This is a genomic window from Streptomyces marokkonensis (assembly GCF_039539045.1).
Taxonomy (GTDB): Bacteria; Actinomycetota; Actinomycetes; order Streptomycetales; family Streptomycetaceae; genus Streptomyces; species Streptomyces marokkonensis.
The window spans coordinates 29,291-52,223 of sequence record NZ_BAABCQ010000037.1 but is presented as its reverse complement, the minus strand read 5'-3'; the positions used below and the strand labels follow the sequence as shown (position 1 = coordinate 52,223).

The window sequence follows — 22,933 nt, the reverse complement described above, 5'->3', positions numbered from 1 at the left end:
ACTTTCTCGGGCACGAACCCCAGCAGGGCCATCGCCGCCGCGACGTAACTCGCCGCCGAGAACAGCACCGCCGCGGCCACCCAGCCCCACTGGGCGTTCGAGATCAGCGGCCCGAACTCGATGTGGGTGAGCTGCGTCAGCAGGAAATAGGCGCCGATCGCACCCGCGATGAAGCTGATCAGCGTGCGCGGTCGCACTCGCTCCAGGCGGGCCGGCTCGACGGGAGCCTGCGGTCGGATCCGCAGTACCGCGTGCCGGATCTGAGTGAGCAGGTCCTCCTCGCGCGCCTCCTCCAGCGCCTCGTCCACGGCCCGTTTCTCCGCCCGCTGTTCGGCACGTACAGCCTTCTTGGCGGACTGCTCGGGTGGTGCGGGGGGTGTGTCGTCGCCGGCGGCCGCCTCCGAGCGGGCCAGCTTGGCCTGCCGGGACGACTCCAGGACCGCCTCACGCTCGCGCTCGGCCCGCTCCCGGGCCAGCTTGCGCAGTGTCGCGCGCGTGGAACGGCTGAGCGCGATGGGCTGGAGCATCGGCAGGCAGTCCGCCACGGCGTCGGGGCCGAGCACACCTACCGCCGAGGCGACCGCGCGTTCGGCGCCCACCCGAAGGCCCAGCGTCACCAGGAGCTGGGAGATGTCCATGCGCAGCAGCAGGTCACCGGCGGCGATCTCACCGATGCGCAGGTCGGTGAGGATCACCGTGCCGGAACGATCCACCAGGATCGCGTCGCCCACCAGCCTGCGGTGCGCGATGCGCCGGGACTGGAGGGCCTGTACCTGCTCCCAGGTGCCCCGCAGCAGGTCGTCGGTGATCTCCTCGTCCGGCAGCGAGTCGAGAGTGCGCCCCCCGGTGTGCTCGTAGACGAGCATCACGGCGTCGGGACCCAGCTCGGACGTCGCGATCAGCTTGGGGGCGTTGGCGCCGGCTCCGATCGCGGCGTAGGCGAGCAGCGCCTCCTGCTCCAGGGCCTGCCGCAGTGACGGGAGGCTGCTGCGGGTGGCGAAGCCGCGCAGCGTCAGATTGCGCCACGCGCGGTAGAAGAACCCCTGTGCCTGCTGCTCCCGGTCCACCACCGTCACGTCCAGCGGCCGGCCGTCCTCCAGGGTGACGAAGTAGCGGCGGCCGCGGTCACCGGGCTCCGCGGTGTCCGACGGCGCCTCCTCGCGGGCGGCGGTCACCGGACGGAACCCGACGTGCCGCAGACCCGCCATCAGCGTCCTCCCGGTGGGGCGGACGTTGGGGGAGCCGACCGCGTACAGCGTTCCGTAGGCGACGGACCAGCCGATGAGGACCGTCAGGATGATCGAGAACGGCGTCGTGTAGCCGGTGACGAGCATCGAGAAGGCGTCGAGAAGCAGCACGATCCACAGCACCGCGCGCCAGCGGGGTCTGCGGGACATGCCGACGGCCGTCATGTAGGCGATGACCGGCGCCAGGTAGCCGTGCACGGGGTCGGTGAGCGCGTGGATGTCGCCCGGCGACGGCTGGGTGAGTGCCTCCTGGATGGAGCCGGGAGCGGCCTTGGCGACCCACAGGTCGGTGGCGAGGGTCACCCCGTGCGCCAGGACCGCCGCCAGCACGCCGTCCGCGATCCGCAGGCCGTCCCGTTTGATCAGCCGCTCGATCGCGAACGCGACCGGCACCAGAAGGATCGCGATGCTGGAGGCCAGCCCCGCGATCTTGATCAGAAGGTCGGGCGCCTGTCCGGTGCCCTTGTTGATGTCCTGCTCGAGGCCCGAGGTGGTGCCGTGCGCGAAGGCGGCGACGGCGAGCAGAACGGCGACGGCGAGCACACCCACCAGGAGCCGCATCAGGTCGGACGGACGGTGCACGCGCGCGGGGAGCAGCGGTTCGTCGCCCTCCACCTCGTCGATGTGCGCGACGTCGTCGGGGTCGGCGGCGGTCGCCGTCCTGCCCCCGGCGGCCCCTCGAGCGGCCTTCTCGCCCTTGCCGTCCGCGGTGTCCGGGCGCGACGAGGAGTCGGAGGTGCCTTCGCCGTCCTCGGGGTGCGCACCCTGCTGCTTCATCGCCTCTTCTTGCTCTCGTATCACTGGTCACCGCCCGCACGATGGTGGCATGCCGCGTCGGCAACGGCAGGCATCAGGGTGTCTGTGCGGGCCGCACAGTCTGCCCGAAGCGCCGTTTCCGGGCGAGGCGCGCGCACCGTCGGGAGCGCGTCGCGTTGTCGGTGGGGTGGGGCAGGATGGGTCGGATGAGCGAGCAGAGCTTTCCGGACGACGCGCGCCCGGAGTACGCGGACGCGCTGCCGGAGTATGCCGAGCGGGTCCTCGACGTGACCGAACTGATTCCGCCGGGCCGCGTCATGACGTACGGGGACATCGCCGAGTACCTGGGTGAGGGGGGACCCCGCCAGGTCGGACGGGTGATGTCCCTCTACGGGGGAGGCGTTCCGTGGTGGCGCGTCGTCCGCGCGGACGGAGCCCTGCTCGCCGGCCAGGAACTGGAGGCGCTCGACCGCTACCGGGAGGAGGGCACGCCTTTGAAGGAGGCGAGCAGAGCCGCGGAGGGCCACCTGCCCCGCCTCGACCTGAAGCGGGCGCGGTGGGACGGCGGCGAACGCGCGCAGGATCACACCTGACAGCTTCCGCCATCGGGCCGACCGACGTGTGACCTGTGCTCCGGATGAGGGAAAAGGGACACTTCGGGCACGTCTGTGGCATGACGTACGTTCGTGGGGCGGGGGACAGCGGCGCCATGTGTGACCCGAGGGAAGAAGAGGAAGCCCTGCTTCCGCCTGATTCGTCGGCGTAGCGTCGGCCGCGTGTGTCCCCCTCATCCCGCGGCCCCCGCAGCGCGGACGGCCCACCAGCACACCCACCAGGACCGGCGAACCACGTGAGCTCCTTCTCCTCCACCAGACACCCGTCGCACCCCCCGGCGCGACGGGGGAGCCGTGGCGCTTACCGACTGGTGCGTACCCCGCCGGAGCGAATGGATCCCCCTCGTCTGGACGCCGCCCAACGCGCCGTGGTTGACCACGGGACCGGACCGCTGCTCGTCCTCGCGGGCCCGGGCACCGGCAAGACCACCACGCTCGTCGAGTCCGTGGCGGACCGGATCGCCCGGGGCGGGGACCCCGAGCGGATCCTGGTGCTGACCTTCAGCCGCAAGGCGGCCCTCGAACTGCGCGACCGGATGGCGTTGCGCATGGGAGCCACCCGTGCGCCCCGGGCGACGACCTTTCACTCCTTCGGCTACGCCTTGGTCCGCGCCCACCAGGACAGCGAACTGTTCGTGGAACCCCTGCGCCTGCTCTCCGGCCCGGAGCAGGACGTGACCGTACGCGAACTGCTCGCCGGGCAGGTCGATCTCGAGCGGCTCGGCCTGGCCCATGTGCGCTGGCCCGACGAGCTGCGCGCCTGCCTGACCACCCGTGGCTTCGCCGACGAGGTCCGCGCCGTCCTCGCCCGCAGCCGGGAACTGGGCCTCGGCCCGGACGCCCTGGGGGCCTTCGCCCGGCGCATCGGCCGCCCCGACTGGCGGGCCGCCGCCGTCTTCCTCGCCGAGTACCTCGACGTGCTAGACCTCCAGGGAGTGCTCGACTACGCGGAACTCGTCCACCGCGCGGTACTCCTCGCCCGCCGTCCCGAGGTCGCCGCACACCTGGCCGCGCAGTACGACGCGGTCTACGTCGATGAGTACCAGGACACCGACCCGGCCCAGGTACGGCTGCTGCAGGCCCTGGCCGGAGGCGGGCGCAGCCTTGTCGCCTTCGGCGACCCCGACCAGTCGATCTACGCCTTCCGGGGTGCGGACGTGAACGGCATCCTCGACTTCCCCACCGCCTTCCCGCGCGCGGACGGCAGCCCGGCGCCGGTCGAGGTGCTGCGGACCTCACGCCGGTCCGGGGGCGCCCTGCTGGCCGCGACCCGGCTGGTGACCCAGCGCATGCCGCTGACCCGACTCCCCGCCGACAAGGTGCGTGCTCACCGCGAGCTCGCTCCGGTCCGGGACGGGGGGCGCGTCGAGGTGTTCACGTACCCGACGTCCGGCACCGAGCTGGACAACATCGCCGACATCCTGCGCAGGGCCCATCTCGAGGACGGCGTCCCCTGGGGAGACATGGCCGTCCTGGTGCGCGCCGGTTCACGCACCATCCCCGTGGCCCGCCGGGCCCTCACCGCGGCCGGAGTTCCCCTGGACATCGACGGTGACGACCTTCCCCTGCGCCACGAGCCGGCAGTGGCGCCCTTGCTGACGGCACTGCGAGCGGTTGCGGAGGCGGAGGCGGAGGCGGGGGAGCGGCCCGGGGCGGGGCTCGGTGGCGTTGTGGGACCGGCGGGGCGGCCCGGGGCGGATCTCGGTGGCGTTGTGGGACCGAAGGCACGGACCACGGCGGGTCCCGGTGATGTTGCCGAGCCGGCGGGGTGGCCCGGGGCGGGTCCCGGCGACGCCTCGGAGACGGACGGCGGGGCGGCCGGCGAGACGTCGGTGAAGCCCGCGCCCGGTGAACGCGCCGACCGCGCGGAGGGGCCGTGCTGGCTCCCTACCGCAACCGCCCTCACCCTGCTCACCTCCCCGCTCGCCGGCATGGACGCCGCCGACCTGCGCCGCCTCGGCCGTGCCCTGCGTGAGGAGGAGCGTGCCGCGGGCGACCCGCTGCCACCGCCCTCCGACGAACTGCTCGCACGCGCGCTGGCCGAGCCGGAGCGGCTGGCGGTGCACGACCCCGCGTACGCGCGTGGCGCCCAGCGACTCGGCGCGCTGCTCCGCAAGGCCCGCGAGCGCCTGGCGGGCGGCGGCAGCGCCGAAGAGGCGCTGTGGGACCTGTGGGCGGGCACACCGTGGCCCGCCCGCCTGGAGCGCTCCGCCCGGCGCGGCGGCGCGGCCGGCCGCAACGCCGACCGCGACCTCGACGCCGTGTGCGCGCTCTTCGCGACGGCCGCCCGCGCGGAGGAGCGCACCGGCGGCCGGGGCGCCCTGAACTTCCTGGAGGAGATCGACGCCGAGGACATCGCCGCCGACACCCTCACCCGGCGTGCCGTCCGCCCCGACGCCGTCCGCCTGATGACCGCCCACCGCTCCAAGGGGCTGGAATGGCGGCTGGTCGTCGTCGCGGGCGTCCAGGAGGGGCTGTGGCCGGACCTGCGCCGCCGCGGCTCCCTGTTGGAGGCCGACCGGATCGGCCGTGACGGACTCGCCGAACCGCTCACGCCCGGCGCGCTGCTCGCCGAGGAACGCCGCCTGTTCTACGTGGCCGCCACGCGCGCGCGGGAACGGCTGGTCGTGACCGCCGTGAAGGCGCCGGCCGACGACGGCGACCAGCCCTCCCGGTTCCTGACCGAACTCGGCGTCGAACCCGCCGACGTCACGGGCCGCCCGCGTCGCCCGCTGGCCGTCTCGGCGCTCGTCGCCGAGCTGCGCGCCACCACGGTCGACCCCCGCGTCTCCGAGCCCCTGAGAGAGGCCGCCGCCCGCCGACTGGCCCGCCTCGCCGCCCTCGCCGACGAGGACGGCCGCCCCCTGGTGCCGTCCGCCCATCCCTACCGGTGGTGGGGCATGTGGGACTCGACCGAGAGCAAGGTGCCCCTGCGCGACCGCGACCAGCCCGTCACGCTCTCCGGCAGCGCCCTGGACCAGCTGGCCAACACCTGTGCCCTGCAGTGGTTCCTCGGCCGTGAGGTGAAGGCCGACGCGCCGGCGACCGCCGCCCAGGGCTTCGGCAACGTGGTGCACGTCCTCGCCGACGAGGTCGCCTCCGGGCACACCCCGGCCGACCTCGCCGTCCTCATGGAGCGCCTGGACTCCGTGTGGAACGCGCTCGCCTTCGACGCCCCGTGGAAGTCGGCGCAGGAGAAGGACAACGCGCGCGTGGCGCTCGAACGCTTCCTGAAGTGGCACGTCATGGACCGCGCCGGACGCACACCGGTGGCCAGCGAGCACGACTTCGACGTGACCCTGGGAGCGGGCGACTACGAGGTACGCGTCCGCGGCCAGATGGACCGGGTCGAGACCGACGGCGACGGCCGTGCCTACGTCGTCGACTTCAAGACCGGCAAACAGGCGCCCACCTCCGCCGAGGTGGCCCGCCACCCCCAGCTCGCCGTCTACCAGCTCGCCGTCCGCGAAGGCGCCGTCGACGACGCCTTCGACGGCGCCCGCCCCGAGCCGGGCGGCGCGGAACTCGTCCAGCTGCGCCAGGGCGCGCCCAAGCGGGACGGCGGAGAGACCCTCCCCAAGGTGCAGGCACAGGACTCCCTGGAAGGGCCGGCGGGCGAATGGGTCGGGGACCTGCTGGCCACGGCCGCCGGCAAGGTCCTCGACGAACGGTTCACGCCGACCGTCGGCCAGCACTGCACCCACTGCGCCTTCCGCGCGTCGTGCAGCGCACGGCCCGAGGGCCGGCACGTCGTGGAGTAACTGGCCGAAGCGAACGGACCGCCCGATGTGATGAGATCCACCACCGGCGCTGACCTGCGCCTTCCTCCACTCCGGAGGCGATCCGGCGCCCGCTGTCAGTACCCGCCGCTAGCCTCTGAGACGTGCCCGCCCATCTCACCGATCCCGAGCAGCTCAAGGAGCTCCTCGGCATCCCCTTCACCCCGGAGCAGACGGCCTGCATCATCGCGCCGCCCGCCCCGCAGGTGATCGTGGCCGGAGCCGGGTCGGGCAAGACGACGGTGATGGCCGCGCGCGTGGTGTGGCTGGTCGGCACCGGCCAGGTCGCCCCGGAGCAGGTCCTCGGTCTCACCTTCACCAACAAGGCGGCCGGTGAACTCGCCGAACGCGTCCGCAAGGCGCTGATCAGGGCCGGCGTCACCGACCCGGACGTGATCGACCCGGACAACCCGCCGGGTGAACCGGTGATCTCGACGTACCACGCCTTCGCGGGCCGCCTCCTGACCGACCACGGCCTGCGCCTCGGCCTGGAACCGACCTCCCGTCTGCTCGCCGACGCCACCCGTTACCAGCTGGCCGCGCGCGTGCTGCGCGAGGCCCCCGGCCCCTACCCGGCGCTCACCCGCTCCTTCGCCGACCTGGTCAGCGACCTCCTCGCCCTCGACGCGGAGCTCGCCGAGCACCTCGTACAACCCGACGAACTGCGCGCCTGGGACGCCGGCCTCCTGGACTCCCTGCAGAGCGTCAAGCTCACCAACGCCGATCTGCGCAAGGTCCCCGAGGCCGCCACCGCGCGCAGGGCCCTCGCCGACCTGGTGATCCGCTACCGGGCCGCCAAGCGCGAACGCGACCTGCTCGACTTCGGCGACCAGATCGCCCTGTCCGCACAGCTCGCCGGGCTCCCGGAAGTGGGCCGCGTCCTGCGCGACCAGTTCCGGGTGGTGCTGCTCGACGAGTACCAGGACACCTCAGTGGCGCAGCGCATCCTCCTGGCGGGACTGTTCGGCGGCGGCACCGGCCACCCCGTGACCGCCGTGGGCGACCCCTGCCAGGCCATCTACGGCTGGCGCGGAGCCTCCGTCGCCAACCTCGACGACTTCCCGGAACACTTCGCGCACACGGACAGCCGCTCCGCCACCCGACAGGCGCTCAGCGAGAACCGCCGCAGCGGCGGCCGCCTCCTCGACCTCGCCAACCGCCTCGCCGACCCCCTGCGCGCCATGCACGCGGGAGTGGAGGCCCTGCGCCCCGCCCCCGGCGCCGAACGCGACGGCATGGTCCGCTGCGCCCTGCTGCGCACCCACGCCGAGGAGATCGACTGGGTCGCCGACTCCGTCGCCCACCTCGTACGCACCGGCAAGGCGCCGGGTGAGATCGCCGTCCTGTGCCGCACCGCGACCGACTTCGGCGAGATCCAGGGCGCGCTGGTGGCCCGGGACGTCCCCGTCGAGGTGGTGGGCCTCTCCGGTCTGCTGCACCTGCCCGAGGTGGCCGACCTGGTCGCCGTCTGCGAAGTCCTCCAGGACCCCGGCGCCAACGCATCCCTGGTACGCCTGCTCACCGGCCCGCGCTGGCGCATCGGCCCGCGCGACCTCGCCCTCCTCGGCCGCCGTGCCCGGCACCTGGTGAGTCACGCGCGCGTGGACGGTGACGACGACCCCGACCGGCGGCTCGCCGAGGCCGTCGAGGGCGTCGACCCGTCCGAGGTGATATCGCTCGCGGACGCTCTCGACACTTTCCTGGAGACGCCGCTGGACGGCTCCGGGGACGACGACGGGCTGCCCTTCTCGCCGGACGCGCGCGTGCGGTTCGCACGGCTGGCCACCGAACTGCGCGATCTCCGGCGAGCCCTGGCCGACCCGCTCATGGACGTCCTGCACCGGGTCCTCGCGGTCACCGGTCTGGAGGTCGAGCTGTCGGCTTCCCCGCACGCCCTGGCAGCCCGCCGCCGCGAGACCCTGTCGAACTTCCTGGACGTCGCCGCCTCCTTCGCCGCGAGCGACGGCGAAGCCACCCTGCTCGCCTTCCTCGGCTACCTGCGCACCGCCGCCCAGTACGAGAAGGGCCTCGACAACGCCCTGCCCGGCGGCGAGAACACCGTCAAGGTGCTCACCGCGCACAAGTCCAAGGGCCTGGAATGGGACGTCGTCGCCGTCCCCGGCCTGGTCACCGGCACCTTCCCCAGCGGGCAGGGCCGGGAGAAGTGGACCGCCCAGGGCAAGGTGCTGCCGCACGGCCTGCGCGGAGACGCGGACACCCTGCCCGACGTCGAGTCCTGGGACTCCCGGGGCCTGAAGGCCTTCCACGAGTCCATGAAGGAGCATCAGCACACCGAGGAACTCCGCCTCGGCTACGTCACCTTCACCCGCCCCCGGTCCCTGCTGCTGGGCTCCGGCCACTGGTGGGGACCCAGCCAGAAGAAACCCCGCGGACCGTCCGACTTCCTCACCGCACTCCAGGAACACTGCGCCGCCGGCCATGGCGAGGTCGAGGCCTGGGCGGACGAACCCGCCGAGGACGAGGAGAACCCCGCCCTGCACCGGGCGACGGCCGAGCAGGCCTGGCCCCTGCCTCTGGACGACGAGGCGCTCGCCCGACGCCGGGCCGCCGCCGAGACGGTCCTCGCCCACCTGGACGGCCTCGCCTCCCACGAGGCCGGCCACCCGGCCGCCGCCCCCGACCAGGACACCTACGACGACCCGGACTGGCCGCCGCCTCCCAGGGACGACGAGGTGCTACGGGAGGAAGAGGACAAGGATCCCGCCCGGGCCGAAGACCCCGCCGACTGGGACTCCTGGGCCACGGACCGCCCCGCCACACCGCCGACGGACCGCCCCGCCCAGCCCCACCCGGGCGGCCGCCCCACCGTCCCCCACCAGGTGACGCCTCCGGGGCAGTCCGGTGGCACGGACCTGCCCCGCCCTCACCCCGGCAAGCCGGGACCGGCTCACGCCGGCGCTGGCCGTCCGCCCGACCCTCACCGTCCGCCCGACATCACCCGCCTCACCCCGGAGGAAGCCCGTACCGTCGCCTCCTGGGACCGCGACCTCGACGCCCTCACCGGGGAGCTCCTGCGCGCCCGCGAGAGCGTCACAGAGGTGCGTCTACCGGCGTCGCTGACCGCCACCCAGTTGCTGAGCCTGGCCGCCGACCCGGACGGCTTCGCGCAGGAGCTGGCCCGGCCCATGCCCCGCCCGCCCCAGCCCGCCGCACGCCGGGGCACCCGTTTCCACGCGTGGGTCGAGGCTCGTTTCGAGCCACTGACGCTGCCCCTGCTCGAACCGGAGGAGCTCCCCGGCAGTGAGGCCGAGATCGCCGACGAACGCGATCTGGAGTTCCTCAAGGACGCCTTCGAACGCACCGAGTACGCCCGGCGTACCCCGTACCGGGTCGAGGCGCCCTTCCAGCTCTCGCTCGCCGGCCGTGTCGTACGCGGTCGCATCGACGCCGTGTACAAGCAGGGAGAAGGGAAGACGGCGACGTACGAGATCGTCGACTGGAAGACGAGCCGATCCACCACGGCCGACCCGCTCCAGCTCGCGCTCTACCGTCTCGCCTGGGCCGAGCAGCAGCAGGTACCGCTGGAGTCGGTGACGGCCGCCTTCCTGTACGTACGCACCGGAGAGGTCGTACGGCCCGCGGGGATGCCGGACCGCCCCGCGCTGGAGAATCTGCTGCTGGCCGAGCCGGTCGGTGACGAACCGCACGATCAGGGTGCCCGTGCGGGCCGATAGGCTCGTGAGTATGAGCCACCCCGTTGACAATGCTGTCAGCGCTGTCCGTACGTACATCGAGCAGCACCGCGCCGCCTTCCTCGACGACCTCGTCGAATGGCTGCGCATCCCGTCCGTGTCGGCCCAGCCCGACCACGCGACCGATGTGCGCCGCAGCGCCGACTGGCTCGCAGCCAAGCTGAAGGAGACCGGTTTCCCGACGGCCGAGGTCTGGCCGACCCCGGGCGCCCCCGCCGTCTACGCGGAGTGGCCCTCCGGCGACCCGGAAGCACCGACGGTCCTCGTCTACGGCCACCACGACGTCCAGCCCGCCGCCCGCGAGGACGGCTGGAGCAGCGAGCCCTTCGACCCCGTCTTCCACGAGAACCGCCTCTACGCGCGCGGTGCGGCCGACGACAAGGGCCAGGTGTTCTTCCACACACTCGGTGTCCGCGCCCACCTCGCCGCCACCGGCCGCACGGCTCCCGCGGTGAACCTCAAGCTGCTGATCGAGGGCGAGGAGGAGTCCGGCTCCCCGCACTTCCGTGCCCTGGTCGAGAAGCGCGCCGAGCGGCTCGCCGCCGACGCGGTGGTCGTCTCCGACACCGGCATGTGGTCCGAGGACACCCCCACGGTCTGCACCGGCATGCGCGGTCTCGCCGAGTGCGAGATCCGGCTGCACGGACCCGACCAGGACATCCACTCGGGCTCCTTCGGCGGCGCGGTGCCCAATCCGGCCACCGCCGTCGCCCGCCTCGTCGCCGCCCTGCACGACGAGCACGCGCGCGTGGCGATCCCGGGCTTCTACGACGGCGTCGTCGAACTCACCGACCACGAGCGCGACCTCTTCGCCGAACTGCCCTTCGACGAGTCACAGTGGCTGCACACGGCCAAGTCGTACGCCGCCCACGGCGAGGCCGGGCACACCACCCTGGAGCGCGTCTGGGCCCGCCCCACCGCCGAGGTCAACGGCATCGGTGGCGGCTACCAGGGCCCGGGCAGCAAGACGGTCATCCCGTCGTCCGCCATGGTGAAGCTTTCCTTCCGGCTGGTCGCCGGCCAGGACCCCGATCACGTCGAGAAGGCCGTCCGCGCCTGGGCCGCCGAGCAGGTGCCCGCCGGGATTCGCTGCGGGATCACCTTCAGCGCGGCCACCCGCCCTTGCCTGACGCCGCTCGACCACCCGGCGCTGCAGTCGGTGGTCCGTGCCATGGGCCGGGCCTTCGAGAAACCGGTTCGCTTCACCCGCGAGGGCGGCTCCGGACCGGCGGCCGACCTCCAGGAGGTCCTCGGCGCACCGGTGCTCTTCCTCGGCATCTCCGTCCCGTCCGACGGCTGGCACGCCCCCGACGAGAAGGTCGAGCTTGATCTGCTCCTCAAGGGCGTCGAGACCTCCGCCCACCTGTGGGGCGACCTGGCGGAGCACTGGCGCCACGCGCCCTGAACGCCCCGCACGATGCCGGTCCGGACCGGCATCGTGTGCGCGGCACACTGGAAAGGCCGCCCCGCACTGCCGAGCCCTCCCGGGCCAGGGCGCCACCCGCCGTACGACCCGCTGAACCGCCTGCCGCACCGAACCGCTCACCGGGGGAGTTGGAAGCACCAGTGACCACCTGGACCGACCACACAGCCGACCGTCCCATCTCGCTCACCGCCCCGAGCGGCATCGACCGTGCCGCCCACCACCGTCTCGACGAGGCCTGGCTCGCGGCGGCGTGGAGCCACCCCTCGACGCGCTGCTTCGTGGTCTCCGGCGGTCAGGTCCTCATCGACGAGACGCCCGACGGGCGCACCGAACTCGTCATGACCCCGTCCTTCGAGGCCCCGCTCACCGAGGCACACCGGTACTTCCTGGGCACCGACGAGGACGGGGTGAGCTACTTCGCCCTCCAGAAGGACTCCCTGCCCGGCCGCATGGACCAGTCCGCCCGCCCGGCGGGCCTGCGTGAGGCAGGCCTGCTCCTGTCCCCCCGCGACGCGGGCCTGCTGGCCCACGCGGTCGCCCTGGAGAACTGGCAGCGCCTGCACCGGTTCTGCTCCCGCTGCGGCGAGCGCACCGTCATCGCCGCGGCCGGCCACATCCGCCGGTGCCCCGCCTGCGGTGCCGAGCACTACCCGCGCACCGACCCCGCGGTGATCATGGCGGTCACGGACGGGGAGGACCGCATCCTGCTCGGCCGCCAGGTCCACTGGCCCGAGGGCCGCTTCTCGACGCTCGCCGGATTCGTGGAGCCCGGCGAGTCCATCGAGCAGTCGGTCCGCCGCGAGGTCTACGAGGAGGCCGGCATCACCATCGGCTCCGTCGAGTACGTCGCCAGCCAGCCCTGGCCCTTCCCGTCCAGCCTCATGCTGGGCTTCATGGCCCACGCCACCTCGACCGGCATCAACGTCGACGGCGACGAGATCCACGAGGCCCGCTGGTTCTCCCGGGACGAACTGGGCGCCGCCTTCGAGTCCGGCGAGGTGCTCCCGCCCTACGGCATCTCGATCGCGGCCCGCCTCATCGAGCTCTGGTACGGCAAGCCCTTGCCGACGCGCGGCTCCTTCTGACACCGCACGCTGCAGAGGGGTGGCCCTCCCCCGACCGGGGAGGGCCACCCCTCTGCAGCGTTCTGAGTGCTACTGCGGTATCGCTTTACGCGCCGACCTTCTGCTTCACCTGCGCCAGCGACGGATTCGTCAGCGTCGAGCCGTCCGGGAAGAGCACGGTCGGCACCGTCTGGTTTCCGCCGTTCGCCTTCTCCACGAACGCGGCGGAGTCCGGGTCCTGCTCGATGTTGATCTCGGTGTACGCGATGCCCTCGCGGTCCATCTGGCCCTTCAGCCGACGGCAGTAGCCGCACCACGTGGTGCTGTACATCGTCACAGTGCCCGGCATGTCTATCGCGCTCCTTAGGCGGCTCGAGGAATGAGGTCGCATCGAGGCAACGTTCGCGTGGGTGCCACCATTCCCGGCGCGACCGCGACGCGTGATACCTGTCGCATTGGTACGACTATCGGTGCGTGCCTGTGGACAGCCGACTCACGCGTCTCCCACGACCTGGCAGCATGGCGGTGTGACAGCAGCAACGCACTCCACCCTCTTCCCGCAGGTACCGGACTCGGCCGACGCGGTGCTCGACGGGCTCGATCCCGAGCAGCGCGAGGTGGCGACCGCCCTGCGCGGCCCGGTGTGCGTGCTGGCCGGCGCCGGTACCGGCAAGACCCGGGCGATCACCCACCGCATCGCCTACGGGGTACGCGCCGGGATCCTCCAGCCCTCCAGTGTCCTCGCCGTCACCTTCACCAACCGTGCCGCCGGGGAGATGAGGGGCAGGCTGCGCCAGCTCGGGGCCGCGGGTGTCCAGGCCCGCACCTTCCACTCGGCGGCGCTGCGCCAGCTCCAGTACTTCTGGCCGAAAGCGATCGGTGGTTCCCTGCCCAGGCTCGTCGACCGCAAGATCCAGCTCGTCGCCGACGCGGCCGCCGCGTGCCGCATCCGCCTCGACCGGGGCGAGCTGCGTGACGCCACTGCCGAGATCGAGTGGTCCAAGGTGACCCAGACCGTCCCCGCCGACTACGCCCTCGCGGCGGCCACGGCCGGCCGTGAGGTGCCCCGCGACCCGGCCGAGATCGCCCAGCTCTACGCCGCCTACGAGGACCTCAAGCGCGGGCGCGGTGTCATCGACTTCGAGGACGTGCTGCTGCTGACGGTGGCCGTCCTCCAGGACCGTCACGATGTCGCCGAGCAGGTCCGGGCCCAGTACCAGCACTTCGTGGTCGACGAGTACCAGGACGTCAGCCCCCTGCAGCAGCGGCTGCTGGAGCTGTGGCTCGGTGACCGCGACGACCTGTGCGTCGTCGGCGACGCCAGTCAGACGATCTATTCGTTCACGGGAGCAACCCCCGATCATCTGCTCGACTTCCGCGGTCGCCATCCCGGCGCCACGGTCGTGAAGCTGGTCCGCGACTACCGCTCCACCCCGCAGGTGGTCCACCTTGCCAACGGTCTGCTCACCCAGGCCCGGGGGCGGGCCGCCGACCACCGGCTGGAGCTCGTCTCCCAGCGTCCCGCGGGCCCCGAGCCCGTCTACACCGAGTACTCGGACGAACCGGCCGAGGCGGAGGGTGCCGCCCGGCACATCCGCGAGCTCATGGACTCGGGCGTGCAGGCCGCCGAGATCGCGGTCCTGTTCCGCACCAATTCCCAGTCGGAGACCTACGAGCAGGCCCTCGCCGATGCCGGGGTCCCCTACCAGCTGAGGGGGGCGGAGCGCTTCTTCGACCGCCCGGAGGTGCGCAAGGCCATCAGTTCTCTGAGGGCCGCTGCGCGCTTCGGCGACAACGACTCCCTGCTCGACGACGTCGTCGACCTGCCCTCCCAGGTGCGCGCGGTGCTGTCCGGGGAGGGGTGGACCACGCAGCCCCCGGCCGGTTCGGGGGCGGTCCGCGAGCGCTGGGAGTCGCTTGCCGCGCTGGCCAATCTCGCCCAGGACTTCGCCGCCGCCCGAGCGGGCGCCACGCTGAGCGACCTCGTCACGGAACTCGACGAGCGGGCGGGCGCCCAGCACGCCCCGACGGTGCAGGGCGTCACCCTCGCCTCCCTGCACTCGGCCAAGGGCCTGGAGTGGGACGTCGTCTTCCTGGTGGGCGTCACCGAGGGCATGATGCCGATCGCCTACGCAAAGACCGATGAGCAGATCGAGGAGGAACGCCGCCTCCTCTACGTCGGTGTCACTCGTGCGCGCGAACGCCTCCATCTTTCCTGGGCGCTCGCACGCTCGCCCGGCGGACGGCCGAGCCGCCGTCCCAGCCGCTTCTTGAAGGGGCTGCGGCCCGGTTCGGGGTCGGCAGGCGGGCGTACGGCCACGGGCGGCCCGGGCGGCCCGGGCGGCGTCGAGCGCGGCTTCGGCGGCGGTGGTACGGCGGCCGCGGTACCCAGACGGATGCCGCGGACCCCGGCTCGCTGCCGGGTCTGCGGACGCACGCTCACCGACGCCGGCGAGATGAAGCTGATGCGTTGCGAGGACTGCCCGTCGGACATGGACGAGGGTGTCTACGAGCGGCTGCGCGAGTGGCGGGCGATCCAGGCGGGAAACAGTGGGCAGCCCGCGTTCTGCGTCTTCACCGACAAGACACTGATGGCGATCGCCGAGTCCGTCCCGGAGGACGAGCGTGAGCTGGCACGGATCCCGGGTGTCGGGAGGCGGAAGCTCAACCGCTACGGAGCGGACGTCCTGGCCATCTGCGCAGGCCGGGACGGAGCGGAGCTTGACGGAGATGGCTGATACGAACTCGTCGAAAAAATAGTTTGCGCATGCCCCGGGAATCCCCATAGGTTCTTGGTCACGGGAGCAGCGGCCTTCCCGAAGGCCCTGAATCCGTGTTGTACTTGCATATCCGTGGACTGGTTCGCCCGGTCCCCCGAGACGCCGAGAGGAGGCGAGTCCAGTGATCAGCATCAACTTCAGCTCCATCGTCAGCTCCACCGCCAAAATGACCGATCGCTCGGCCGTCTCCCTGTGCATGCTCGGCGTTTCCAACCCGGGCACCGGTCTGTCCGGCATTCGTGCCGTGCGTCCGGCCGCCGCCGCCGTTGCCTCTGCGGGCCTTCCCTTCCGCGAGCGCAATGAGCGACCGACCAAGGCACTGGAAGCAGCAGTAGAGGCACAGGCGCAGGCCTATGCCTTTACCGCGACCGGTGCCGGATGCCGGAAGCAGACGACGCAGCACCACCTGATGTGGGCCTTCCGTGGGCCAGAACCCTGGAGTGATCCAGCCTGATCGTCGATCAGGCCGGCGCCTTCAGGGCCGCGGAACCCCATCCGGGATCCGCGGCCCTTTTGTTTGTCCCCGAACGGGGGCGACAGCACGAAGGCGCCTCGGGACAAGAAAAGAACCCGGTACCAAGCCGCCACCCGGCCGACCGGCCGGAACGACCAGACGAGGAAGAAACCCCGTGCAACTCGAAGCGCACGCCCCGTCCGTACCGCCTTCCGACACGATCCCCAAGCCCGTCCCCACGGAGGACCCCATCTTGACCCCGCTCACCGCGCTCACCCCGCTCACCGCGCTCGACGACGCCATCGAGAACCTCGGCGTGCCCGTTCCCTGCCGCTCCTACGACCCGGAGGTCTTCTTCGCAGAGTCGCCGGCGGATGTCGAGTACGCCAAGTCCCTCTGCCGCACCTGCCCGCTGATGGAGGCCTGCCTCGCCGGCGCCAAGGAGCGGCGCGAGCCCTGGGGCGTCTGGGGTGGCGAGCTGTTCGTGCAGGGTGTCGTCGTCGCCCGGAAGCGGCCCCGTGGCCGCCCGCGCAAGAACCCGGTCTCGGCATGAACACCGCAGGAACGATCGACCGCCCCCTCACGTACGACCCCAAGAAGCAGGCCCCGATGAAGCCGTCCACCCGCGACATCGCAGGCTCCACGCCTGAAGACTTCACCACCAGCGACGCGAAGGACTCGCGTCAGAACAGGAACCGCGAGATGCAACTCATCCCAGAAGCCCTGGCTCGTGCGCATATGCACGACCGCCTGCAGGAGGCGGAGCGGGAACGCCGGGCGCTGCGCCTGGCGACCGCTCGCCGGATGCAGCGCCGGGCCGAGCGCGCTTCGATGCGTGCCCGGCGCGCGCTTGCCATGGCGGTCATGCAGTAACAGGTCACACCCGAAGCGGTGGTCTCCCGGTCGGGGAGGCGAAGCTCTCCCGGGGGGGGCCGGTCCGTCAGAACGGACCGGCCCCCACGGCGCGTTCGGCGCCGCCGGCCCTCAGGCCTCCGCCGCCGTCTCTTCCACCTCGTACCCGTCCTCCTCCTCGGGGAGAAACCCGACCAGCCAGTCCTCCAGCTCGTCGCGCAGCCGCACCGTCGCTCCCAACTGGCACAGCACGCCGATGGTGCTCAGGGTCACGCGGTGGATCAGGAGGTAGGCCGGTGGCAGGTTGAGCTGCTTGGCCAGTTGGTACGCGGGGGAGCGCGGGTCGCCGATGCGGGCCGCCTGGCTCCGCATCCAGCCGCGGGTGAAGGTGAACTCGTCGACCCGGGCCGGTTCGATGATCGGCAGGAGGTAGTCGAGGACGGCGTCGGAGTCCAGCTCTATCGACTCTTTGACGAAACCCTCCGCGCAGAGCATCTCGTAGACGGCGTCCGCCTCGCCGTCCAGCGTCATGCGCAGGGCCGCCCCGATGGGCTCGGGCAGACCGCCCGGCAGACGGTCGACCGTGCCGAAGTCCAGGACGCCCAGGCGCCAGCCGTCCTCGCCGTCCGGTCCGCCGGGCAGCAGACGGAAGTTGCCCGGGTGCGGGTCGGCGTGCAGAAGGCCGGTGCGGGCCGGGCCCGAGAAGAGGAAGTGGGCCAGGAGCTGGCCCGCGCGATCGCGCTGTCCCGGCGTGCCGTCCGCGATGATCTCCGCCATCGGAATGCCGTCGATCCACTCGGTGACCAACACCTGCTCGCACTGGTGGACGACGTCCGGCACCACGATGTCCGGGTCGTCCGCGAACTCCTCGGCGTGGGTTCGCTGGGCCTGCGCTTCCAGGTCGTAGTCCAATTCCTCCGAGACCCGGTCCTTCAGCTCTGTGATCAGCGGCTTGATGTCCATGCCGGGGACCAGTGGACCCAGCAGGCGGGCGAAACGACTGAGCTGGTTCAGGTCGGACAGCAGGGCCTCGCCCGCGCCCGGGTACTGCACCTTGACCGCGACCTCTCGGCCGTCGTGCCACACCGCCCGGTGCACCTGACCGATCGAGGCGGCCGCGGCGGGCTTGTCCTCGAACTCCAGGAACAACTCGTGCCAGTCCTCGCCGAGCCGCTCCGCGAGCACGGAGTGCACCGTGCGTGTCGGCATCGGCGGTGCCGCTTCCTGCAACTTGGTCAGCGCTGCCCGATAGGGGCCGGCGACCTCCTCGGGCAGCGCCGACTCGAAGACGGACAGGGCCTGCCCGAACTTCATCGCCCCGCCCTTGAGCTCGCCGAGCACCTTGAACAGCTGCTCCGCGGTGCGCTGCTGCAGTTGCTGGCCGACGATCTCCGCGGACTCGCCCACGATTCGCTTGCCGAGCCCCCAGGTCGCCCGCCCGGCGAAGCCGAGCGGGAGCGCGGCGAGCTTGGCGGTCCGGGTGACCGCCTTGCGCGGAAGATCAGACATGCGCCCTCCAAGTCCCAGCCGGCCGCGCCGGTTCTGCCTCATGGCGTACTTCCGCCGACGGCCCTTGCCCAGCCATTGTCGCGCGCCGTTCCCCTTCCTCGGGGGTGTGTTCCTGCCCACCTTTTCCGGCGGCTCCGCACGGGCACGCGGGATGCGCTCCGACCGGCCGTGTGTGCCACCGCAGTCCGGGCAGCGAGACCTCCCAGCGTGCGCCGACGCTCGAGGGAGTCCGGCCGTCCAGGAAAGCGAGCGCGTGGGCCGCCGCCAGGCCGGCGACTGTCGTGGCCAGGGTGAGGTCGCAGGGCCGTACCTGTCGCTGCTTGCCGGAGCGCCACTGCGCGACCAGGCGGGGCCAGGCCGGGTCCCGGTCGGCGCGGTCCGCGTACAGACAGCCCGCGCACCCCGTCTCGCCGGGCAGGACGAGAGGGCCGACCACACCGGTTCCCTCCACGACACCGGCGTACAGGTGGGGCGTGCCGGAAGCCATGAGGGATTCTGCGGAGACGGGGTCGGGAGTGTGTACCGCGACGTCGTCGCGCGGGGCGACGACCACCAGGGAGAAGCCCGGTGCGCTTTCCTCGGGCGGCGTCGTGGGACCGCGGCGGGGCGGGCGGCCCGGCGCGGCCCGGCGGACGACACGACGGGCCGTCTCGTCCCGGCGGTCGCCGACGGACTCGGCGGGCAGCCCGCCCGGGGCGACGTCCCACGGCTCGACGCGTCCGCCGTCGAGCACGTCGATCTCGCCGACACCCGCGCCCGAAAGGAGTCCGGACAGCACGGCGCCCACCCGCCCCGCACCCCTCACGCGCACCCGCAGGGCGCGACGTGCGGCCAGCTGTCTCATGGCGTCCCCCGGTCCGGCGGTGGTCAGGGACAGGGTGGCCAGGTCTGGGCGGAGCCGGTCGAGGACCTCCTTCTTCTCCCGCAGGGCAGCGGCATCGGGCCCGCCGCCCCGGGAGTCGTCCAGGAGCCCGGCCTGCGCCAGCCGCTCCACGACCCGGTCGACATGCCCTTCCGGCAGGTCCATGCGATGCCCCTCCTCGCGCAGGAGCGCCGGCCCGCGGGTGCCGTTGAGCAGCTCGAGGAGGCTGCCCGTAGCCGTGTCCACCGGGCCGAGCGTCAGCGCATGCGCCGGCGTCATCCCGAACTGCACGGTGTTCAGATCGCGCCAGCCGCGCCTGAGCGCGGGTTTTACCATCGGATGCATGCCAGGTCCCCCGTAAGAATCCGAAAGTCGTCGAACGTCCGGTGTGTCCGGCGGTGGTCGGTCGCGTGCCGGTTCATCAGGTCGGTCGCGAATCCGCCGACGAGTGCCAGGATGCCCGGATGTGCGGCCGAGCGTCGAAAGTTGTCCACAGGCGGTGGGTATTCGTCGTACCGGTCAGTCGTACAAACCAGTCGTACATGTCAGTCGCGGATCCGAAGAAGGGGTGGCGGATCGGCAGCGAACCATCCCGGAGCCGGGACTTCCCCGTGTGCAGCGGGTAACGTCGTGGCGTGTCCGCCGACCCACTGCACCGCGCCGGGGCGCCCCAGCACGCACCGACGAATCCGCCGCCGAACGGCTCGTGGACGAGCGCGATCGAGGTCCGCAGGAGCACCCGGCGACGCCGGACGGTTTCCGCGTACCGCGAGGGCGATCGCACCGTCGTACTGATCCCCGCCCGGATGTCCGAGGCGGAGGAGCAACGCTGGGTGAGCGTCATGCTGGACAAGCTGGCCGCCCAGGAGAGCAAGCGAGTCCTCGGCGACGCCGAGCTGGCCGAGCGCGCGGAGCGCCTGTCGGGCCAGTATTTCGACGGGCGGGCGCGGCCCACCTCGGTCCGCTGGGTCACCAACCAGAACACGCGCTGGGGCTCGTGCACCCCGTCCGAGGGGAGCATCCGGCTGTCGCACCGCCTCCAGGGCATGCCCGAGTACGTCGTCGACTACGTCCTTCTCCACGAACTGGCGCATCTGCTCGTCCCCGGGCACGGGCCCCGGTTCTGGCGGCTGCTGGAGGCGTATCCGCGGACCGAGCGGGCCCGGGGCTACCTCGAGGGCGTGGTCGCCGCCGACCGGCTCCCGCACGTCCCCGGGGCCCGCGGCGAGTAGCGCACGCATCCCCGAGCGCGCTCCGACGGGGCGTTCGGCACAGCCGCGCACGGGTTCTGTACCGGGTCGGTACCGACTTCCTCCCGTCTCGGGGTTTGCCGTTAGCCTGGCGCGACGCACTCGTATTCGGATGGGGGACGGTCGTAACGCATGGCCAGGGAATTCCAACGCGGCCACAAGGCCAGGATCAGTGACCTCACCTCGGGCACGGATCTGTACGTAGGCGTGCAGATCTCCGGCCCCGGGCTGAACTTCGACATCAGCTGCTTCGGTCTCGACGCCGACGAGCGGCTCTCCGACGACCAGTACTTCGTGTTCTTCAACCAACCGAAGACCCCTGAGGAGTCCATCCAGCTCCTGGGTGCGCAGGCGGGTGACACGGAATCCTTCCGGGTCACCCTCGACAGGATCCCGTCGCGGATCCAGAAGCTCTCCTTCACGGCCACGATCGACGGCGCCGGACAGATGTCGCAGGTCGGGCCCGGGTACATCAGGATCGTCGCGGGCGGCGAGGAGGTGGCCCGGTATCCGTTCAACGGCTCCGAGTTCTCCACCGAGCGCGCTGTGATGCTGGGCGATTTCTATCTGAAGGACGTGTGGCGGTTCGCCGCCATCGGGCAGGGCTTCGACGGCGGGCTGGACGCGCTGCTGAGGAACTTCGGCGGTGAGGTCGCCGAAGAGGAGGTGCCCGAGGCGCAGCAGCCGCAGACCGGTGCCGCTCCGGGCTTCGCCCCGCCCGCCCAGGCCTCGGCGCCGCCGGCGTTCGGTGCCCCGGCTTCAGCCCCCGCCCCGGCGCCGGTCCCCGCGCAGCAGGCCCCGCAGGGCTTCGCCCCTCCGCCCGGCGCCATGCCGGCCCCGGCTCCCGTCCCGCCGCCCGGGCCCGACGTGCACGCCGCGCAGACCATTGTCGCGCCCATGAACACGCCGCCCGGCGGCTCCCCGGTGCCGCCCCCGGCCCCGGCGCCGTACGGCCAGCCCGGCACGCCGTACGGCCAGCCGAGCCAGCCCGGTCAGCAGCAGCCGCCCTACGGGCAGGTCCCCGGCCAGACCGCCCCGCCGCCTCCCGGCTACGGTCAGCCCCAGGCCCCCCAGGCCCCCCAGGCCCCCCAGGCCCCGGTACCGCCGCCCGGTTACGGCCAGCCGACTGCGCCGCAGGGATACGGGCAGCTCACTCCGCCGCAGGGTTACGGCCAGTCCACACCGCCGCCCGGCTACGGCCAGCAGGCCCCCCACGGAGCCCCGCAGGGCATGCCCCAGGGCGCTCCGCAGGGCGGCGCCGGGGTCATGGGCGCGCTCCAGCAGTTCAAGGAGACGGCGACCGGACAGCGCTGGACCCAGCAGAACAAGAAGCTGGTCCGCGTCGACCTCGGCGCTGAAGGCCAGCCCGTACTCGCCCGGCAGGGCAGCATGGTGCTCTACCAGGGCAAGGTCGACTTCAGCTACAAGGGCGCCGGATTCGCCGGCCGGGTCGTGGGCAATGCCACCGGTCAGGAGATGCAGCTGATGCGCTGCACAGGCAAGGGGCAGGTGTTCCTCGCCGACAACAGCGCGATGCTGCACCCCATCGAGCTTCAGGGTGACGCCGTCTGCGTCTCCGCGGAGAACGTCCTGGCCTTCGACGAGAGCCTCCAGTACGAGGTTCGCCGCATCGAGGGACACGGCATCCCTGGTGGCGCACTGTTCACGATGCAGTTCCAGGGAACCGGCACGGTCGTCGTCAAGACCCAGGGCGTGCCCGTGGTGCTGCCGGTCACGCCCACCACGTTCGCCGACTGCAACGCGGTGGTCGCCTGGTCGGCCGCCGCCCAGGTGGTCGTCTCGAGCCAGGTGCGGATGCGCCGCAACTCCTACGCGGGCGACACGGGCGAGAGCGTCAACCTGCAGTTCCGGGCGGCGCCCGGCAACTTCGTCATCGTCCAGCCGTACGAGATCTGAGGGAGAGCCCGACATGAACCAGCCGCTCGCGGGCTACGCTCCCGCACCGGTCACCGCCCGCATGGAGAACCACGGCAACCACATGCTGAAGGTCGCCATGCAGACCGGAAACGACCTCCTCGCGCGCGTGGGCTCCATGACCGCCTACGAGGGCTTCGTCCAGTACGAGCCCAACCCGCCGGCCGTCCGCCAGATCGCCAAGGACTGGATGACCGGCGAGGGCGCGCCGCTGATGAAGTGCTCCGGTGACGGTCTGCTCTACCTCGCCGACTACGGTGCGAACGTCGTCGTCATCAACCTCAACGGCGACGGAATCTCCGTCAACGCCACCAACCTGCTCGCCTTCGACGCCCACCTCACCTGGGGCGTGGAGCGGGTCAAGGGCCTGGCGAAGTTCGCCGGTCAGGGCTTGTGGAACACCAAGATCTCCGGACAGGGCTGGGTCGCGCTGACCTCCCGGGGCAAGCCGATCGTGGTCGACTGCGGCGGTGGCGAGGACGAGACGTACGTCGACCCGGACGCGCTCGTCGCCTGGTCCCCGAATCTCAAGGTGAAGGGCAAGCGCAGCTTCAAGGCGCAGTCGTTGATCGGCCGCGGCAGCGGCGAGGCCTACCAGATGGCCTTCTCCGGTCAGGGCATCGTCGTCGTCCAGCCCAGTGAGGACAGCACCGACCGCCTGCGGGCCCGGGGCTGAGGGGGAGCCAGAACAT

General features: G+C 72.1%; 16 protein-coding genes. 12 read left to right on the top strand and 4 right to left on the bottom strand.

Annotation, left to right across the window (positions count from 1 at the left end; genetic code table 11):
• A partial coding sequence (locus tag ABEA26_RS12340) for a TIGR00374 family protein (protein WP_345591898.1) occupies window positions 1–2,024 on the bottom strand: 2,024 nt, incomplete at its 3' end.
• A gap of 185 nt (window positions 2,025–2,209) precedes the next feature.
• Here ABEA26_RS12340 and ABEA26_RS12335 point away from each other — a divergent pair.
• From ABEA26_RS12335 to nudC, 5 genes are all read left to right on the top strand, one after another.
• The gene (locus ABEA26_RS12335) at window positions 2,210–2,596 is read left to right on the top strand and encodes an MGMT family protein (RefSeq protein WP_279559898.1); all 387 of its coding nucleotides are present in this window, start codon (window positions 2,210–2,212) and stop codon (window positions 2,594–2,596) included.
• Between the two features lie 257 nt (window positions 2,597–2,853).
• Complete coding sequence (locus ABEA26_RS12330; RefSeq protein ID WP_425587824.1) at window positions 2,854–6,378, top strand: ATP-dependent helicase; 3,525 nt, start codon at window positions 2,854–2,856, stop codon at window positions 6,376–6,378.
• 122 nt (window positions 6,379–6,500) lie between these two features.
• Window positions 6,501–10,091, top strand: a complete 3,591-nt coding sequence (locus tag ABEA26_RS12325) for a UvrD-helicase domain-containing protein (RefSeq protein ID WP_345591895.1) — start codon at window positions 6,501–6,503, stop codon at window positions 10,089–10,091.
• Window positions 10,092–10,101: 10 nt separating this feature from the next.
• A complete protein-coding gene (locus ABEA26_RS12320) occupies window positions 10,102–11,514 on the top strand; it encodes a dipeptidase (RefSeq protein ID WP_345591893.1) in 1,413 nt (470 codons plus the stop codon).
• Window positions 11,515–11,675: 161 nt separating this feature from the next.
• Window positions 11,676–12,620 (top strand): NAD(+) diphosphatase, encoded by a 945-nt coding sequence (nudC, locus tag ABEA26_RS12315; protein WP_345591890.1) that lies wholly within the window; start codon window positions 11,676–11,678, stop codon window positions 12,618–12,620.
• A gap of 85 nt (window positions 12,621–12,705) precedes the next feature.
• Here nudC and ABEA26_RS12310 read toward each other — a convergent pair whose 3' ends face one another.
• Entirely contained in the window at window positions 12,706–12,948 is a 243-nt protein-coding gene (locus ABEA26_RS12310; RefSeq protein WP_345591888.1) for a mycoredoxin, read from the bottom strand.
• Between the two features lie 178 nt (window positions 12,949–13,126).
• Here ABEA26_RS12310 and ABEA26_RS12305 point away from each other — a divergent pair, with 178 nt between their 5' ends.
• The 4 genes from ABEA26_RS12305 to ABEA26_RS12290 all read left to right on the top strand — a co-directional run bounded on the left by ABEA26_RS12305 (window position 13,127) and on the right by ABEA26_RS12290 (window position 16,706).
• Window positions 13,127–15,337, top strand: a complete 2,211-nt coding sequence (locus ABEA26_RS12305; protein ID WP_345591886.1) for an ATP-dependent DNA helicase UvrD2 — start codon at window positions 13,127–13,129, stop codon at window positions 15,335–15,337.
• Between the two features lie 163 nt (window positions 15,338–15,500).
• Window positions 15,501–15,833 (top strand): hypothetical protein, encoded by a 333-nt coding sequence (locus ABEA26_RS12300; RefSeq protein ID WP_345591885.1) that lies wholly within the window; start codon window positions 15,501–15,503, stop codon window positions 15,831–15,833.
• 175 nt (window positions 15,834–16,008) lie between these two features.
• Complete coding sequence (locus ABEA26_RS12295; protein WP_345591884.1) at window positions 16,009–16,386, top strand: WhiB family transcriptional regulator; 378 nt, start codon at window positions 16,009–16,011, stop codon at window positions 16,384–16,386.
• Window positions 16,383–16,706: a hypothetical protein gene (locus ABEA26_RS12290; RefSeq protein WP_345591882.1), complete on the top strand. Its 324-nt coding sequence runs from the start codon at window positions 16,383–16,385 to the stop codon at window positions 16,704–16,706. Before ABEA26_RS12295 ends, ABEA26_RS12290 begins: the two co-directional genes overlap by 4 nt.
• A 111-nt stretch (window positions 16,707–16,817) precedes the next feature.
• On the opposite strand, the gene ABEA26_RS12285 is transcribed toward ABEA26_RS12290, so the two are convergent.
• Both ABEA26_RS12285 and ABEA26_RS12280 read right to left on the bottom strand, forming a co-directional pair.
• On the bottom strand, window positions 16,818–18,194 hold the full coding sequence (locus tag ABEA26_RS12285) for an ABC1 kinase family protein (RefSeq protein ID WP_345591881.1): 1,377 nt from the start codon (window positions 18,192–18,194) through the stop codon (window positions 16,818–16,820).
• On the bottom strand, window positions 18,187–19,401 hold the full coding sequence (locus ABEA26_RS12280) for a TOMM precursor leader peptide-binding protein (protein ID WP_345591879.1): 1,215 nt from the start codon (window positions 19,399–19,401) through the stop codon (window positions 18,187–18,189). Before ABEA26_RS12280 ends, ABEA26_RS12285 begins: the two co-directional genes overlap by 8 nt.
• A 290-nt stretch (window positions 19,402–19,691) precedes the next feature.
• Here ABEA26_RS12280 and ABEA26_RS12275 point away from each other — a divergent pair, with 290 nt between their 5' ends.
• The 3 genes from ABEA26_RS12275 to ABEA26_RS12265 all read left to right on the top strand — a co-directional run bounded on the left by ABEA26_RS12275 (window position 19,692) and on the right by ABEA26_RS12265 (window position 22,917).
• Complete coding sequence (locus tag ABEA26_RS12275) at window positions 19,692–20,288, top strand: M48 metallopeptidase family protein (RefSeq protein WP_345591877.1); 597 nt, start codon at window positions 19,692–19,694, stop codon at window positions 20,286–20,288.
• A gap of 150 nt (window positions 20,289–20,438) precedes the next feature.
• Entirely contained in the window at window positions 20,439–22,223 is a 1,785-nt protein-coding gene (locus ABEA26_RS12270) for a TerD family protein (RefSeq protein WP_345591875.1), read from the top strand.
• Between the two features lie 13 nt (window positions 22,224–22,236).
• Complete coding sequence (locus tag ABEA26_RS12265; RefSeq protein WP_345591873.1) at window positions 22,237–22,917, top strand: AIM24 family protein; 681 nt, start codon at window positions 22,237–22,239, stop codon at window positions 22,915–22,917.
• The last annotated feature ends 16 nt before the right edge of the window (window positions 22,918–22,933 follow it).